This is a genomic window from Acinetobacter sp. (genome assembly GCF_036666595.1).
GTDB lineage: Bacteria > Pseudomonadota > Gammaproteobacteria > Pseudomonadales > Moraxellaceae > Acinetobacter.
Genome location: NZ_JAVWVO010000003.1, coordinates 1 through 16,062, shown reverse-complemented (window position 1 = coordinate 16,062; position 16,062 = coordinate 1). Strand labels below are relative to the sequence as shown.

Annotated in this window: 16 protein-coding genes; 10 read left to right on the top strand and 6 right to left on the bottom strand. The window is 41.2% G+C overall.

Annotated features, from left to right (window positions below):
- Positions 1-4: 4 nt before the first annotated feature.
- Positions 5-1,144 (top strand): phospholipase A, encoded by a 1,140-nt coding sequence (locus RR876_RS05305; protein WP_332476726.1) that lies wholly within the window; start codon positions 5-7, stop codon positions 1,142-1,144.
- Between the two features lie 61 nt (positions 1,145-1,205).
- Here the strand turns inward: RR876_RS05305 and RR876_RS05300 are convergent, their stop codons facing one another.
- Positions 1,206-2,555, bottom strand: coding sequence for a TrkH family potassium uptake protein (locus RR876_RS05300; RefSeq protein ID WP_332476724.1), 1,350 nt, complete (start codon positions 2,553-2,555; stop codon positions 1,206-1,208).
- A complete protein-coding gene (locus RR876_RS05295; protein WP_058951801.1) occupies positions 2,552-3,205 on the bottom strand; it encodes a TrkA family potassium uptake protein in 654 nt (217 codons plus the stop codon). Before RR876_RS05295 ends, RR876_RS05300 begins: the two co-directional genes overlap by 4 nt.
- A gap of 150 nt (positions 3,206-3,355) precedes the next feature.
- Between RR876_RS05295 and RR876_RS05290 the strand changes: the two genes are divergently transcribed.
- Positions 3,356-3,850, top strand: a complete 495-nt coding sequence (locus RR876_RS05290) for a hypothetical protein (protein ID WP_332478438.1) — start codon at positions 3,356-3,358, stop codon at positions 3,848-3,850.
- Between the two features lie 40 nt (positions 3,851-3,890).
- Here RR876_RS05290 and ilvA read toward each other — a convergent pair whose 3' ends face one another.
- Positions 3,891-5,429: a threonine ammonia-lyase, biosynthetic gene (gene ilvA, locus RR876_RS05285; RefSeq protein ID WP_332478439.1), complete on the bottom strand. Its 1,539-nt coding sequence runs from the start codon at positions 5,427-5,429 to the stop codon at positions 3,891-3,893.
- Between the two features lie 107 nt (positions 5,430-5,536).
- Between ilvA and rpiA the strand changes: the two genes are divergently transcribed.
- From rpiA to RR876_RS05245, 8 genes are all read left to right on the top strand, one after another.
- Positions 5,537-6,208: a ribose-5-phosphate isomerase RpiA gene (rpiA, locus tag RR876_RS05280; protein WP_004696685.1), complete on the top strand. Its 672-nt coding sequence runs from the start codon at positions 5,537-5,539 to the stop codon at positions 6,206-6,208.
- A gap of 128 nt (positions 6,209-6,336) precedes the next feature.
- The gene (locus tag RR876_RS05275) at positions 6,337-7,020 is read left to right on the top strand and encodes a SprT family zinc-dependent metalloprotease (RefSeq protein WP_332478440.1); all 684 of its coding nucleotides are present in this window, start codon (positions 6,337-6,339) and stop codon (positions 7,018-7,020) included.
- A gap of 259 nt (positions 7,021-7,279) precedes the next feature.
- A complete protein-coding gene (locus tag RR876_RS05270; protein WP_332478441.1) occupies positions 7,280-8,314 on the top strand; it encodes a GGDEF domain-containing protein in 1,035 nt (344 codons plus the stop codon).
- Between the two features lie 107 nt (positions 8,315-8,421).
- Positions 8,422-9,477: an N-acetyl-gamma-glutamyl-phosphate reductase gene (gene argC, locus RR876_RS05265; protein ID WP_178927735.1), complete on the top strand. Its 1,056-nt coding sequence runs from the start codon at positions 8,422-8,424 to the stop codon at positions 9,475-9,477.
- A 79-nt stretch (positions 9,478-9,556) separates the two neighbouring features.
- Complete coding sequence (locus RR876_RS05260; RefSeq protein ID WP_201706583.1) at positions 9,557-10,303, top strand: DUF6776 family protein; 747 nt, start codon at positions 9,557-9,559, stop codon at positions 10,301-10,303.
- A gap of 17 nt (positions 10,304-10,320) precedes the next feature.
- On the top strand, positions 10,321-10,737 hold the full coding sequence (gene clpS, locus RR876_RS05255; protein WP_004981811.1) for an ATP-dependent Clp protease adapter ClpS: 417 nt from the start codon (positions 10,321-10,323) through the stop codon (positions 10,735-10,737).
- Positions 10,738-10,746: 9 nt separating this feature from the next.
- Positions 10,747-13,023, top strand: a complete 2,277-nt coding sequence (gene clpA / locus RR876_RS05250) for an ATP-dependent Clp protease ATP-binding subunit ClpA (protein WP_005401078.1) — start codon at positions 10,747-10,749, stop codon at positions 13,021-13,023.
- Between the two features lie 88 nt (positions 13,024-13,111).
- Positions 13,112-13,465 (top strand): YnfA family protein, encoded by a 354-nt coding sequence (locus RR876_RS05245; protein ID WP_332478442.1) that lies wholly within the window; start codon positions 13,112-13,114, stop codon positions 13,463-13,465.
- Positions 13,466-13,492: 27 nt separating this feature from the next.
- On the opposite strand, the gene RR876_RS05240 is transcribed toward RR876_RS05245, so the two are convergent.
- The 3 genes from RR876_RS05240 to RR876_RS05230 form a co-directional block, all read right to left on the bottom strand.
- Positions 13,493-13,966, bottom strand: a complete 474-nt coding sequence (locus RR876_RS05240; protein WP_332478443.1) for a hypothetical protein — start codon at positions 13,964-13,966, stop codon at positions 13,493-13,495.
- 90 nt (positions 13,967-14,056) lie between these two features.
- Positions 14,057-14,977, bottom strand: coding sequence for an ornithine carbamoyltransferase (argF, locus tag RR876_RS05235; RefSeq protein WP_332478444.1), 921 nt, complete (start codon positions 14,975-14,977; stop codon positions 14,057-14,059).
- Positions 14,978-15,098: 121 nt separating this feature from the next.
- Positions 15,099-15,749, bottom strand: a complete 651-nt coding sequence (locus RR876_RS05230) for a TetR/AcrR family transcriptional regulator (protein ID WP_005401081.1) — start codon at positions 15,747-15,749, stop codon at positions 15,099-15,101.
- Positions 15,750-16,062 lie beyond the last annotated feature (313 nt).

Sequence of the window (16,062 nt, the reverse complement as noted above, 5' to 3'; positions counted from 1 at the left end):
TCGTATGGCGTTCAAATCATTTGAGCGTTCAACTTTAGTACTGAGCATGACTGTGCTCAGTACTTTGGCTGTCGCTAAAACACATGCACAAATTTCCGAAGTACCCGCAGCTCCTGCAACAGCCGAGGCATGTGTTGCATTGGCGTCGAATGCAGACCGTTTGGCTTGTTATGATGCATTATTCAAAATTCCTGAAGTAGCAAAGCCGCATCTTGTTTCTGAGCAACGTGCAGCTATGGAAATTGCGCCTGAACCTGAAAATATCACAGGGAAGATTGCACAAAGTGTAAGCTCCGTCTTTGCTTCGGAAGGCCCTAAAATATCGCCAAACTTATCTTTAATGGATAGTCGTTGGGAACTTTCACCAGAAAGTAAACTAGGGACTTGGAATATTCGTGCCTATCAACCTGTGTATTTAATGCCTGGTTTTTGGACGACAGATAAAAATGAATATCCACAAAGTCCAAATCCGACCAATACGGTGGATGAAGATCAGAACCTAAAGTCAATGGAAGCGAAATTCCAACTGTCTTTAAAAACCAAAGCGGTTGAAAACCTATTTGGGGACAATGGCGATGTTTGGTTGGGTTATACCCAGTCTTCTCGTTGGCAGCTTTATAATAGCGATGAATCACGTCCGTTCCGTGAAACCAACTATGAGCCTGAAGCCAGTTTGGTTTTCCGTACCAATTATGAATTGTTGGGTTTAAATGGTCGTTTACTGGGGTTAACTTTCAACCACCAGTCTAATGGTCGTTCCGATCCGCTGTCACGTAGCTGGAACCGTGTCATGTTGAATGTGGGTTTAGAAAGAGACAACTTTGCGCTCATGCTGCGCCCTTGGTACCGTCTAGACGAAGATGCAGGTGATGATAATAACCCTGATATTAAGGATTATGTCGGACGGGGTGACTTAACAGCATTCTACCGTTGGAATGAACATGATTTTTCACTCATGCTACGTCATAGTTTAAAAGGTGGTGATGATTCACGTGGTGCTGCACAGTTTGACTGGGCTTTTCCTATTTCAGGGAAGTTGCGTGGCCATTTCCAGTTGTTTGATGGTTATGGCGAAAGCTTAATTGATTATAACCATCGAGCGACCTATGTGGGCTTGGGCGTGTCCTTAATGAATTGGTACTAATTTAGAAACATAAAAAAACCACGTTTGATACGTGGTTTTTTTATGTTTAAGTTTTAGTGTTTTAACCAATTTGAATATCGGCAGTTGGGTGCTTTAGACGGCTCTTTTTCGGGGTTGCAATCAGGTAGGCCAGCGTTAAAGGACCTAAACGACCCGCGAACATCAAGAGCATCAGAATAAATAAACTTGCAGGTTGAAGCTCACCGGTGATGCCGCGTGACAAACCGACAGTGCAAGCTGCGGAAATGGCTTCAAATAGCAAATCCATAAACTGATGATTGGGTTCAATTAAAGATAAACTGAAGATGCCTAAGAAAATAAGTGCTGCAGTAATAGAGACGACAGCCATCGCTTTAAAAGAGGTTTTTTGAGAAACAGAGTGATTGAACACACGAATTTCATCTTCGCGTCGAAGGAAGCTAATCACGCTGAGTAAAACAATAATAAAAGTACCCACTTTAATCCCGCCTGCGGTACTCATCGAGCCCCCCCCAATGAACATTAGTAACATGGTCACGAGGGTCGAAGCATCTTTCATTTGTGCCAAATCAAGGCTGTTAAAGCCCGATGAACGAGGCACGGTGGCATGAAACCATGCATTTAAAGCTTGGTCACCTAAGCTCATAGGCGCTAAGGTGAGGGGATTGTTCGATTCAATTGCCCATAAAAGAACAAAAGCGATGAGGTTCAAGCCTGCAATGGTGGATAAAATCAGTTTGCTATTGGTACTTAAGCCTTTCCAACGCTTGCTGCGTTTAATGTCCATTAACACCACAAAACCTGTCCCACCAATGATGTATAGCATACTGATGGTAAAGGTAATGAGATACTGACCTGAGAAGCTCATTAGACTGTTGGGAAACAGTGAAAAGCCACCATTGTTAAATGCGGATACACTATAAAAAGCCGCATAAAATAGAGCTTGATTGAAGTTGTAATCCTCTAACCATGCAATGGTCAAAATAACCGTGCCGATCGCCTCAAAAAATAAGGAATACAGCAGTACCCCTTTAATGGTGAAAGATACTTTGGATAAGCTGGTTTGACCAATGGTCTCTTGCGCCATGATTTGTTGCTTTAAACCCAGTTTAGTCGAAAGACTCAGTGCGGCTAAAATTGCGAAAGTCATAAAACCTAAGCCACCAATTTGAATCAGCAGCATGATGATGATTTTACCTGTTACGGTAAAAGTTTCACCGACATTTACCACAGACAGTCCAGTAATGGTGACTGCTGAGCTGGCGGTGAACAAAGAGTGAATCCAACTCAGTTCACCGTGGTGTGAAATGGGTAACTTTAATAACAGGGTCCCAATAATAATAAAACTCAAAAAACCCAAAGCCAGCAGGCTGGGCGGGCTTAAATTAATGGTGCTGTTTTGTGGGGCTTGCCATTCTTTGATTTTTTTCATGATTTGAACCGTGCTGAAAGACGACGTAATGTTTCAACTAAACCTTCAACAACAAGAATATCACCCACTTGTAAAATTAAATTGGGGTCAATGCTGTACAAAACGTCTTTGCCGCGTTTATGGAGTAATGTTTTCACATCAGGTGCTTGATCCATCAGTTGGTGGAAGCGAGTCCCTTGTAGTTTTTCATCAATTTCAATTTTGACAATATAGTGATTATCTTCAAGTGCCATATAGCGACTGACCATGGGGTAGCATAAAGACTGCGCAATCCGTACGCCCATGTCCTCTTCAGGGTGAATAATTTTACTAATCCCTAAATGGCTTAAAATCATATGGTGCGACTTCGATTTGGCTTTGACCCAAATTTTTTCAACCCCAATATTTTTGAGGTGCAGTACACACAAAATACTGGCTTCAATATTTTCACCAATGGCGACCACTACGGCATCGCAGTTTTTAATATTTAGTTCATCGAGGACATGTTCGTCTGTTGCATCGGCAATGACAGCGTGGGTCACCTGCTCAGAAATATTTTCAACATATTTTTTTTCGCTATCGATACCAATGACATCATGTCCCAGTTCAATGAGTTGAGTTGCAACTGTGGCTCCAAAGCTTCCTAAACCAATCACTGCAAATTGTGCCATGTCATCTTTCCTTCAAATTTTTTTATACGTCGATTGTTAACGAATGTTGTGCCAAATTTCACAAGATGTCATCTTTATACGGACACGCTTTCTTCGATCAACCGCGCTTTGCCTTATACCAATATATCACTCATCCGAAGGAGTATATAAATGCGGAAGACACTGTATGAATCCCTGAGGGTCGCGTTTCCAGAATTGAATGATACCGTAATTCCAGAAGAACAAGATGAGTTCGAGCACTTTGTACGTTGGTTGAATAGCTATTATTCAAACATTCAAAAAATAGAACTCGATGATTTTCGACAAAATGGTATTGATGAATGCCATCGACTGCAACAGTTGGGTATAGACTTAGAGGAGCTGAAAAACCAAATCAATGATGATATGGCGTCTTTTTATCAAATGTATGACAGTGAGGAAGAGGAAACCTCAGACATGCATGGTTATGACTTTGAGTTTAGTTTTGATGTTATTTTTAACCACATTAAAATTTTTATTGAGCCTTATGAACTCAGTTTGCTGGTTATCGAGCGGGATAACCCCTATTGGCTGTTGGTACCGCATAATGATGAGCTGATCGATAGAATTATTGTTACGTATAACCACACGTTCGGTGATGAAGAGCCGATGCAGCTCATAGAATAAAACCGCCTCGAAGGGCGGTTTTATGTATGTATTGAATCTTTTATTTTAAGAAACGTTGATAACCTAGGTTATTGGTAATTTCTTCATATGGATACGAAATACTTTCTAAGGTTTCAATCAAACCATCTGGGTTTTGCTTCGCATCACTTGCTTCTAAACCAACAAGGACACGGCCTTCCGCCGCACCGTGGTTACGGTAGTGGAATAGGGTAATGTTATGCGTAGGGCCAAGGCGCTCGAGGAACATTAACAGTGCGCCTGGACGTTCAGGGAACTCAACACGGAATAAACGCTCATTTTCAAGGTCTGCATGGCCACCAATCAAGTAGCGAATATGCAATTTTGCCACTTCATCATCAGACAAGTCATCAACATCGAATTGAGTTTTGAGTGCTTCAAAAATATCGTGACGCTCTTTTTCCCCGCCTTTTAAGCTAATCCCGACAAAGACTTGCGCTGCACTGGCATCGCTCGCACGGTAGTTAAACTCGGTGATATTACGGCCCTGTAGCGCTCGACAGAAATTTAGGAATGAACCTTTTTTCTCTGGAATGGTCACAGCAAAAATAGCTTCTTTACGTTCACCCAATTCAGTACGTTCTGCAATATAGCGTAAACGGTCAAAGTTCATGTTTGCACCACATACAATTGAGACGATGTTTTGCCCAATCAGCTCGTGTTTTTCAACATATTTTTTGATTCCTGCCAAGGCCATTGCACCTGATGGTTCAACGATGCTACGACATTCATCATAGGTGTCTTTAATTGCAGCACAAATTTCATCGGTATTGACTAAAACCACTTCACGCTCAACGATCGGGCCTGAGTTATCTGACTTTTGTAGTTGAATCACTTCAAATGGTTTTTCACCAATCTGTGCTACAGCCGTACCGTCGGCAAATAAGCCGACTTGAGGAAGTACAACGCGTTCATTTGCTTCAAAAGCCGCTTTCAAACATGCAGACTCATCATATTCAACAGGAATGACTTTAACATGTGGCGCGACATCGCCTAAGTAGGCTGCTACACCAGCAATCAAACCGCCACCACCAACAGCGACGAAAACGTAGTCGACATCGCGCCATTGGCGCAAAATTTCATTGCCAATCGTGCCTTGACCTGCCATGACGAGTTCATCGTCATAGGGTGGAATAAAACTCATACCGTCTTCTGCAGCACGTTGAATCGCATATTTGTTTGCAACATCAAAAGAGTCGCCATGGAGAACTACTTCACCGCCTAAGCGTTTGACTGCCTGAACTTTAATATCTGGGGTGGTTTTCGGCATCACAATAATGGCACGAATCCCGAGTTTTTTACCTGACAGTGCTACGCCTTGGGCATGGTTGCCAGCAGATGCAGTAATCACGCCACGTTCAAGTTGAGCTCTAGGGAGTTGGCTAATGCGGTTATAGGCACCGCGCAGCTTAAATGAAAAGACTGGTTGTAAGTCTTCGCGCTTAAAACGAATGTTGTTATTGAGTTTCTCACTAATTCGAGGTGCCGCTTCGAGTGGAGTTTCGATTGCAACATCGTAGACTGTTGCTTGTAATATTTGTCGAACCAAACGAGACAGCATGTTAATTTCCCATTTAACAGTTTAAAATAGAGGATCATTGTAACAAACCCCTGTACATTTGGGCTGTAAAATCAGCAACAAATGTCAAAAAATAGTTGAGCCAAATTATGAGTCTGTATGCTACCCAAGATGAAAAAAAGCAAGCTGCTGCAAAAGCTGCCTTAAAGCACTTACCTAAAGGTGGCATTTTAGGGGTGGGTACAGGCAGCACCGTCAATTTCTTAATTGAACTTTTACCAGAACTTCAGCTTGAAGCGGCTGTGGCAAGTTCAGAAGCAACGGCTGAGCGCTTAAAGAAATTAGGCATTGAAGTGGTTGATATGAACTCTGTAGGCGGTTTAGATGCCTATGTAGATGGTGCAGACGAAATTGACCGTCATATGCATATGATCAAAGGTGGTGGGGCTGCACTTACTCGCGAGAAAATCGTGGCTTCAATTGCGAGAAAATTTGTTTGTATCGTTGATGACTCTAAGTGGGTCGATCAATTGGGGCGTGACTTCCCACTTCCGATTGAAGTGATTCCAATGGCTCGTTCAGCTGTGGCACGTAAAATTGTGGCGCTCGGTGGTGATCCTGCTTACCGTGAAGGTGTGGTGACGGATAACGGTAACGTGATTTTAGACGTTTATAACCTGAATATCTTAAATGCGCTTGAGCTTGAAAAAACCATTAACGACATTCCAGGTGTGGTGTGTAATGGTATTTTTGCAATCAATAAAGCAGATGTGGCTGTTGTTGCAACAGACAGCGGTATTGAAGAACGTACCGCGGTTTAATTTTAAATCTTCCCTAAGCTCTTCTTTGAAAAAGAGGGGCTAAAAGCAAAAACATTTTTATCTTATGTTTTTCTCCCTCCTTTCAAAAGGAGGGCTGGGGAGGATGATTTAATAAAAGAATAATATTAATGACCTTAGCAGACCTACCTGAAATCCAAATCACCCATCATGCACGTGCGTCTCGGTTACGACTTCGTGTTGAACCGACTCAAATTCGTTTAACCGTGCCTAAATTTTGTAGTAAACGGCAAATTCAGGATTTTTTAAATCAATCTGAACAGTGGATGGTTGAAACGTGGCAGAAGCAGCAAGCCAGTCTGGTACAGATAGATCGAACCCTTCCCACAGAGTTGCGGTTATTTAATCGAAAAAATGCTTTAACGGTGAGCTATAAAACACAAAAAAATGCGTATATTTTGGATGAGCACAATCACCAGCTTTGGATCAGTGACCGTCAGCCTGAAAGTTATTTAAAATCTTTTGTGATTGCATATGCCAAACAGCACTTGCCTATTTATTTGCAACAGATTAGTCATGAAACTGGTTTAAAATTTACACAATGTTCAATTCGTCAGCCCAAAACACGTTGGGGGAGTTGTAGTGCCAAACACGACATCATGCTTAACAGTGCTTTAGTGTTGTTTCCTGAAGCCATTACCCGTTATGTCTGTGTGCATGAACTCGCACATACGCAACATTTTGATCATAGTGCACGTTTTTGGGCAGAAGTTGCTAAATATGATGCCGCTTTTCAACAGCACCGAAAAACTTTAAAAACAACCGCATTGCCATATTGGTGGGCAAGCACTTAAAGTTAATTTCACGTGCAAAATTTAAAAGTAATTTCTTCTGACCGATTGAGCGTTAGTCAAAAAATGCTCTAAACTTCATGATCTAAGGTAAACATTCCTCAATTTCAGTCCAAAGACCTCAAATGTGAACTTTACAGATATCCACTATTTTATATTAATCGTTCCAGCTTGCCTGATTTTAATGGGAAGCTTGCTTTTAATATGTCATTTTGCTTTTAGGGCTCCTTCATATTTATTGTGGCTCGGGCTTGGATATATTGTGCCTTCGTTTTCTGTGGCCGCGCAAAGTTTTATGTCGAGTAAGCAGTTGGCTTTGTCGGCACCCATTTTAGGTAGTATGTATTTGTTTGGCGCATGGGCCAGCGCTTATGCCATGGGCTTAAGAAAGAGTGCCAATGCACGTCCATATTGGTGTCTGGCCTTGGTCGTGATGGCTTTACTTTCACTCAGTTATTATTCCTATGTAGATGATCAACTGTGGATCAGAATGCTGATTTTGAACATTTCAATTGCATTGATTGAGTCTTTGGTTTTGTTTTCAATGTTTAAACATTATCAAGGGATTGATTTGCTCAATAAAATAGTCGACTTTTCCTACGTGTTTATTGTGCTGTATACCTTTGTTCGCGGAATCATTATTTTTCTCTTTTTAAGAAATATCGAAGCAGACATGCTGGCAAATTCAGTCTGGTGGCTGATGATGCTTGCTGCGAGCATTATCTTAAGTATGTGGTTTGCAATTGTGCTGCTCGGAACATTGGTGCGAGATATTATCCATCAACTCAACGATGAGCGGCTAAGAGATCCGCTAACGCATTTATTCAATCGGCGTGGCTTTAACGAAGCTGCTAAGCGGAAGTTGCATCAGCTCTCTAAACAGCCTTATTTCTTGCTCATGTGTGATATTGACCATTTTAAGAAAATTAATGATACCTATGGGCATTTGGTGGGTGATCAAATTTTACAACAAGTCGGTGAAATTATTGGGCAAAACGTCCGTGCCCATGACTTAGTGGGGCGTTTTGGCGGGGAAGAGTTCATTGTCTTATTACAAATTGATGCCCCCACGCTGGCTTATAACATTGCCAATCGTATTCGTTTAGGTATTGCCGATGCACGATTATCTTCAAAAAATATTGCCGTGACAGCAAGTTTCGGACTGGCTGCGGTACATCAGCCTAACTTAAAATACGCCATACATGCTGCCGATCAATTGTTATATCAGGCGAAACATTCGGGACGAAATCAGATTGGTTTTGAGCCTGTACAGAGTATATTGGATGTGCCTCATTAGGTGTCGATAGCACTAAAAACGCATAAATTCCAAGTAAAACAGTTTAGAAAGCAGAAACTTCCTGTCATACTAGGCAGTTACGAAATGGACAGTTTAAGTTTGAGGTAATACACGTGATTTCAGTTGGTATTGTCGGCGGTACAGGTTATACAGGCGTTGAATTGTTGCGTCTTTTACTACGACACCCAAATGTGCAAGTAAGCGTATTAACATCGCGTACAGAAGACGGTCGCCGTGTAGATGATATGTTCCCAAGCCTACGTGGACATACCGAACTTAAATATTCAGATTTGAATATTGATGAACTGAAAAAATGTGATGTGGTGTTCTTTGCGACACCGCATGGCGTTGCCATGAAGCATGCCGAAGAGTTGGTGGCTGCAAATACTAAAGTGATTGACCTTGCCGCAGACTTTCGTTTACAAGACTTAGAACAGTTTGAAAAATGGTATGGTATGCAGCATGCGTGCCCTGAACTACTGAAAGACTCGGTTTATGGTTTGTCAGAATTAAACCGTGAGCAGATTAAACAAGCCAATGTCATTGGTAACCCTGGTTGTTATCCAACAACAGTACAACTGGGTTTAGCGCCGTTATTTAAGCAAAACGACACATTAGTTAAACCTGAAAGCATTATTATTGATGCAAAATCGGGTGTGTCTGGTGCAGGCCGTAAAGCCAGCCTTGGGATGATCTATTCTGAAAATGCAGATAATTTCAAAGCTTATGGCGTTGCAGGTCACCGTCATCATCCTGAAATTGTGGAAGCGTTGGAAAATATTTCAGGCTTAAAAGAGGTGTTTAACCACATTTTGTTTGTTCCGCATTTGGTACCAATGATTCGTGGCATGCTGAGCACGATTTATGTGGATTTAACCGATGCGGGTGAAGCTGCTGATTTGCAAAGTTTATATGAACAGTTTTATGCCAATGAAGCTTTTGTTGATGTGATGCCTGCGGGAAGCTCACCAGAGACACGTTCTGTGCGGGGCGCAAATCAACTACGTATTGCACTGTATAAACCACAACCGAAAAAATTGGTGGTCATTTCTGTACAAGACAATTTGGTTAAAGGGGCAGCAGGTCAGGCCGTTCAAAACATGAACTTAATGTTTGGATTTGCTGAAACAGCGGGCCTAGACGGAATTGGTTTATTACCATAAAAAACGTTTTAAAACTTCACACACATTTAGATTTCGATTTAAATGTGTGTTTTGAATTGAATCAAAATAAGAGATGACGATGCCGAACACTGACACAAATATGACGTCACAACAGCCTGAACCTGCAAAGCCGTTTTTACAGACCAATAAGCCCTTGGCAATTGGTGCTGCAATATTGATGGTTGCAAGTGGGGTATTGGGCTATACCGTCGGACATCGTCAGGGTTTAACGGTGGTAGGTTTTGATGCAGATGCTGAGCAACTGGTCGAAGTAGTACAAAAGCAAAAGACCAATCTGGATGCTTTAAATAAAAACTATAATGCTGCTATTCAGGAGCGTGACGTTGCTGTAACCAATTCAAATGAGCTGTATTTGTCATTGCAAAAAGCTTTGGATCAACAAGCGCAATCTGAAACCACTGCTGTGATTTACCGTGAGGTTTTACGTCAACGCGGCGGTATTCCACTGGCTGTGCAGCATATTGCGATTAAACCTTTGCCTGAAAATGCATTTGAATATCAACTGGACTTGGTTCAAGTCAGTCCATCTAAACGTGCAGCTTCAGGTACCGTTGAACTCCGACTCATTCGTGGTACAGAGGTTTTAGTTGTGCCTCTTGAAGACAAAAACTTTAACTTTGAAAACTATGAGCGTTTAACAGGGCGTTGGACAATGCCTAAAGGCTTTACGCCGCAGTTTATCGAAGTCCGTTTAACAGGTAGCACACCAGTGACACGACGCTTTAGTTGGTCACGTGGTGAGGCCGTAGAAAGTCAATCTGCATTTGTCTCTGAAATCCCTCAGGCTGAGGCAAATGCACAATAATTGTGAATTGTAAGTTTATGGGTATCTCTAAGCGTTCAACGTGTTTAAATGAAATCAAGCAGTCTTTTCATGAATCTGGCTATGTCGACTGGCATATCAGCCCGCGCTTGAGCAATGATGAACCGCATGAAGAAGAAAATGGGGATGTCGCTGTCCAAACCGCGCCACCAGAACTTAAGCGTCCTCCACTCTATGCTGTCGTTTTAATGAACGATGACTACACCCCAATGGACTTTGTTATTGAAATTTTACAACAATACTTTGCTTTGAATCTTGACCAAGCCACTCAAGTAATGCTAACTGTACATTATGAAGGAAAAGGTGTTGCAGGCGTTTACCCGAGAGACATCGCGGAAACAAAAGCAAACCAAGTCAATAATTACGCTCGGTCTCAAGGTCATCCTTTACTTTGTCAGATTGAGCCGAAAGATTAAGGGGGTTCCATGCTCAGTCGTCAATTAGAAGTATCCTTACGTTTGGCTGTTAGTATGGCTCGACAAAAGAGACATGAATTCCTAACCGTTGAACATTTATTATTGGCTTTACTCGATAATGATTCGGCCGTAAATGCATTGAAAGCCTGTGGTGCAGATATTATTGTGCTTCGCAAAGAGCTTGAAGAATATGTAGAGCAGCACACTCCTAAGCTGGGCGAAAACAGTGATCAAGCCCCGCATCCAACCGAAAGTTTTGACCGTATCTTACAACGTGCAATTTTCCATGTGCAATCAAGCGGTGGTGATCGGACGGTTGAAGGCGCAGATATTTTAGTGGCGATGTACTCTGAGCGTGACTCTTTTGCAGTCTACCTCTTAAAACGCCATCAAATTAACCGTTTAACACTGACACAATACTTGGCCCACGGCACACGTAAAGACGAAGTGCAAGTGGAAGAAGAAATTGAAGATCTTGATGGTGAATCGACCAGTTCAAGCAACGCAGGCCCTTTAGAGCTGTATACAACCAACTTAAATGTTGAGGCACAAAAGGGTAAAACAGATCCTTTAATTGGTCGTGAAAAAGAAATTGAGCGTGCAGCACAAATTTTGTGCCGTCGTCGTAAAAACAATCCGTTATTAGTGGGTGATCCTGGCGTCGGTAAAACATCGATTGCTGAAGGTTTAGCTTGGCTTATTGTCAATGGTAAAGCGCCGAAACCATTAGCAAATGCTGAAGTGTATAGTTTGGATATTGGTGCTTTGGTGGCAGGAACCAAATACCGTGGTGACTTTGAAAAACGTTTAAAACAGCTTTTGAACGCGTTGAAAAAGAAACCAGAAGCAGTTTTGTTTATTGACGAAATCCACATGATTATTGGTGCAGGCTCAAGTATGGGTAGCACGATGGATGCATCAAACTTGATTAAACCCGCTTTGGCTAATGGTTCATTGCGCTGCATTGGTTCAACCACGTTCCAGGAATACCGCCAAGTTTTTGAAAAAGATCATGCATTGTCACGCCGTTTCCAAAAAATTGATGTCAATGAGCCATCTATTTCAGAAACGATTGATATTCTACGTGGTTTGAAGAGCAAGTTTGAGGATTTCCATCATGTTAAATATGATGACAAAGCTTTAATTTCTGCGGTTGAGCTGTCTGCGAAGTTCATTAATGATCGTTTCTTGCCGGATAAAGCCATTGATGTGATTGATGAAGCAGGGGCACAACGTCGTCTGAAAGCTGAACAAGATGACACCTTGATTACCGTGGAAAATATTGAAGATATCGTGTCGAAAATTGCACGTATTCCACCAAAAACCGTATCTAAAGATGACAAGACCGTTCTTGAAAATCTTGAACGTGATTTAAAACGTGTGGTCTTTGGTCAAGATGAAGCCATCGAAGCTTTAGGCTCAGCAATTAAACTGTCGCGTGCAGGTTTAAAATCACCAGATAAACCTGTAGGTAGTTTTGTTTTTGCAGGCCCAACTGGGGTAGGTAAAACAGAAGTCACCAAGCAGCTTGCGAAATTACTGGGTGTAGAGCTGGTTCGTTTCGATATGTCTGAGTACATGGAGCGCCATGCGGTTTCACGTTTGATCGGTGCGCCTCCGGGTTATGTCGGCTTTGACCAAGGTGGTCTGTTGACCGATGCGATTCATAAAAATCCGCACTGTGTATTATTGCTAGATGAGATTGAAAAAGCGCATCCAGACGTGTTCAACTTATTGCTACAAATCATGGATCATGGTTCATTGACTGATAACAATGGTCGTAAATCAGACTTCCGTAATGTGGTGTTGGTCTTGACCACAAATATTGGCGCGGAAAGTATTTCTCGCGTGAGTATTGGCTTCATGGATCAAGACAATAGCAATGATAACCAAGATGCAATGAAGAAAGCATTTTCTCCAGAGTTCCGTAACCGTTTAGACAGCGTGATTCAGTTTAAAGCTTTACCTACGACAGTAATTGAAAATGTAGTGGATAAGTTCTTAACTGAATTGCAAGCACAACTCGATGATAAAAAAGTCATTCTTGAAGTGGATCAGAGTGCGCGTGAGTGGATGGCTGAAAATGGTTATGATCGTTTAATGGGCGCTCGCCCAATGCAACGACTCATCCAAGAGCATTTGAAAAAGCCACTGGCTGAAATGATTCTATTTGGTGAGCTTGCAGAACATGGTGGCAATGTTGCGGTCTCTGTGAAGAATGAAAATGGTAAAGCGGTTGGTTTAAAACTTGAAGTTTTTGAAGACCAAACGGCTGAGCCTGCTTAAAGATCGTTACATAATTTAAAACCCGTGTTCGCACGGGTTTTTTATTGAAGAAAGTATTTAACAGTTAGAAGTAATAAAAGTAGGTTGCATGGATATTCAATTGACGAAAGTTTTAAGCACATTTGTACTGTTTTTGGTAACTGCTGTGATGGAAATATTAGGCTGTTATTTCCCTTATTTGATTTTAAATCAGGGGAAAACTCATTGGTTATGGGTTCCCACTGCTTTAGCACTTGGTGCTTTTGTGTGGTTGTTGACATTACATCCGGCTGCGTCAGGACGTATTTATGCCGCTTATGGTGGAATTTATATTTTTACCGCATTGCTATGGTTACGTTATGTTGATCAAGTTTATTTATCCCGTTGGGATGTAATGGGCGGGGCAGTGGTATTGATTGGTGCGGCCATGATTATCTTACAGCCGCAAGGATTGGTTCGCTAAAGTAGAGAACCAATCGCTAAAAAGGTGCTATTTGATACCACAGTCTTTTTGCTTTAGTTCTAAATCGTAGCTATTTTTCTCAGAGCTGAGCTGTAATTTGATAATGTAGGGGTTATGGCGTTGATATTGATGCTCGAAGAAAATATTGCAGTTTTGTACAACATTCTTTTTAATTACTTTTTGAACTTCTTTCGCACCCAAATCCTGTTCAAACTGCGCGAAATCAGGGGTGATAATCAAACCCTTAAGCTCGGTACGGTCTGCATATAGGTTAAATTGTTCAATGATGGTGTTGTTATCAATTTCAATTGGGAGGGTTCGAGAGTCTTCTGCAGTTAATACCGTTAAGATCTCGTTCAACGTTTCTGGTTGTTGAATTTTAAAATTTTGATCAATAATTTGTTTGGACTGTAAGTAGTCATCAAATTCTGAGGCTTGAACCTGAAAAAAAGTAGAGCTTAGAATTGTAGCAAGGCACAGGCCAGTTTTTTTGAAATGCATGGAAAGTGTCGCTTATAAAAATTATGTTCCGATTATAGCTTTGGCGGTATAAAAAAAGCACCCTTAGGTGCTTTTCGTTGGAAAAATTAATTAATCTTTCTTGGTGTTTTCATTGATTAAAAACTCAACCAATGCTTTTTGTGCATGTAAGCGGTTTTCAGCTTCATCCCAAACCACGGCATTTTTATGGTCGAGCATCTTTTCAGAAATTTCTTCGCCACGATGCGCAGGTAAACAATGCATAAATAAACAGTCAGGATGAGCAAGATCCATAAGACGTTCATTTACTTTATAGTCTGCAAAAGCCGCTTCACGAATTTTTTGCTCTTCTTCTTGGCCCATGCTTGCCCATACATCGGTCACGATGAGGTCTGCATTTACAGCTGCATCTTCAGCTGAGTTAACCAGTTCTGCACAATGTGCAAATTCACTTAAAAATTCTGCTTTGGGTTCATAACCTTTAGGCGCAGCAATTTTTAACTTGAAGCCCCACATATGCGCAGCTTCAATATATGAATTACACATATTGTTGCCATCACCAATCCACGCTACAGTTTTGCCTGCAATGGGACCACGGTGTTCAACAAAAGTTTGAACATCTGCAAGCAATTGGCAAGGGTGGTGATCATCAGTTAAAGCATTAATCACAGGAACTTTTGAATAAGAGGCAAAACGTTCAACAATGTCATGTCCAAAAGTACGGATCATCACAATATCCAACATGCTTGAAATTACGCGTGCTGAATCTTCAATCGGTTCACCACGACCCAATTGGGTGTCTCGTGGAGAGAGGAAAATTGCACTGCCACCAAATTGGCTCATGCCTGCTTCGAACGATACACGGGTACGGGTGCTCGATTTTTCAAAAATCATACCCATGACTTTACCAACAAACGGTTGGAATACTTCGCTGTTGTGCTGTTTACGCTTTAGTTCGATACCGCGTTGCACAACTTGGTTCAGTTCTAAAGTAGATAAATCGCGTAAGGTAAGAAAGTGACGTAGAGCCATTGTTACTCCACAATAATTGCTGAAAACCAAAATAGGTACAGAACAACAATTAGTTGTTGGTTGGTGGAAAGAAAAAAGAGAGTCGATTAATATACTATATGCAAAGGAAATTGCAAAAAAACTAGACTTTTTGATGACCTGCTAAGAAACGATCTACGCAATAATGAACATATTCTAGATTTTCTTGTTCATTTTCTTCAACATAGATGTTCATCAACACTCGCCACTCTAATTCACGCACAATACCAAAAAAAAGCTGTGCAGAATAATTCGGATGTTCACATCGAATAATGCCTATTTCATCTGCTTTGGTTAAAACACAAGCCACGGCATCTTCAATATGTTTAGGCCCTTGTTTGTGAATATGAAAAGCCAACTGTGGATTACGTTGTACTTGTTCCATAATGAGTCTTAAAAAAGAAGCATTTTCTGGAAGCACAAGATGCGTTTGAATATTTAAAATGGTTTGTATTAAATAAACGCGCAAATTGTCCTTAGTAAAGTCAAAAGGCATACAAATATCTTTAAAAAACAGCTCACGACGATAGTCACAAATTGCTGTAAAAAGACCATCTTTATTGCCAAAATATTTGTAAATCGATGCTTTTGAACCACCCGCATGATTGACAATATCATCAAGTGAAACCGCATCGTAGCCATGTTGCAAAAACAACTCGTTTGCACTTAATAAAAATGCAAGACAGCGCTCATGACCTCGTTTTGTGTGAGGTATGTCACGTGTAAGGGGTTCTAGTTGAACTGAGTCGTGCATATAACTAAAAACAGCCTAATAAATGTGGATCTCTAGTTGCTATCATAGCAAAAATATGCACACATTGTTGTTTTGGGGCTTATCTGTTTACCACTAAAGCCCAACGCATGGAAGAAAATTACACAATAAAAACGTGAACCATGGGACTAAAGTTTTAGAGTGATCATTCTAAAATGTCATAGCCAATTCAGTCATTATGGCTATACTCAAAACTCGAAAATTAAAGTAAATGCCGTGGAAAGGACGATGACAGAACAAAAATCTGCAGGCTTAAGATTTAGACAAGCACTAGAAGTGGAAAAACCATTACAAA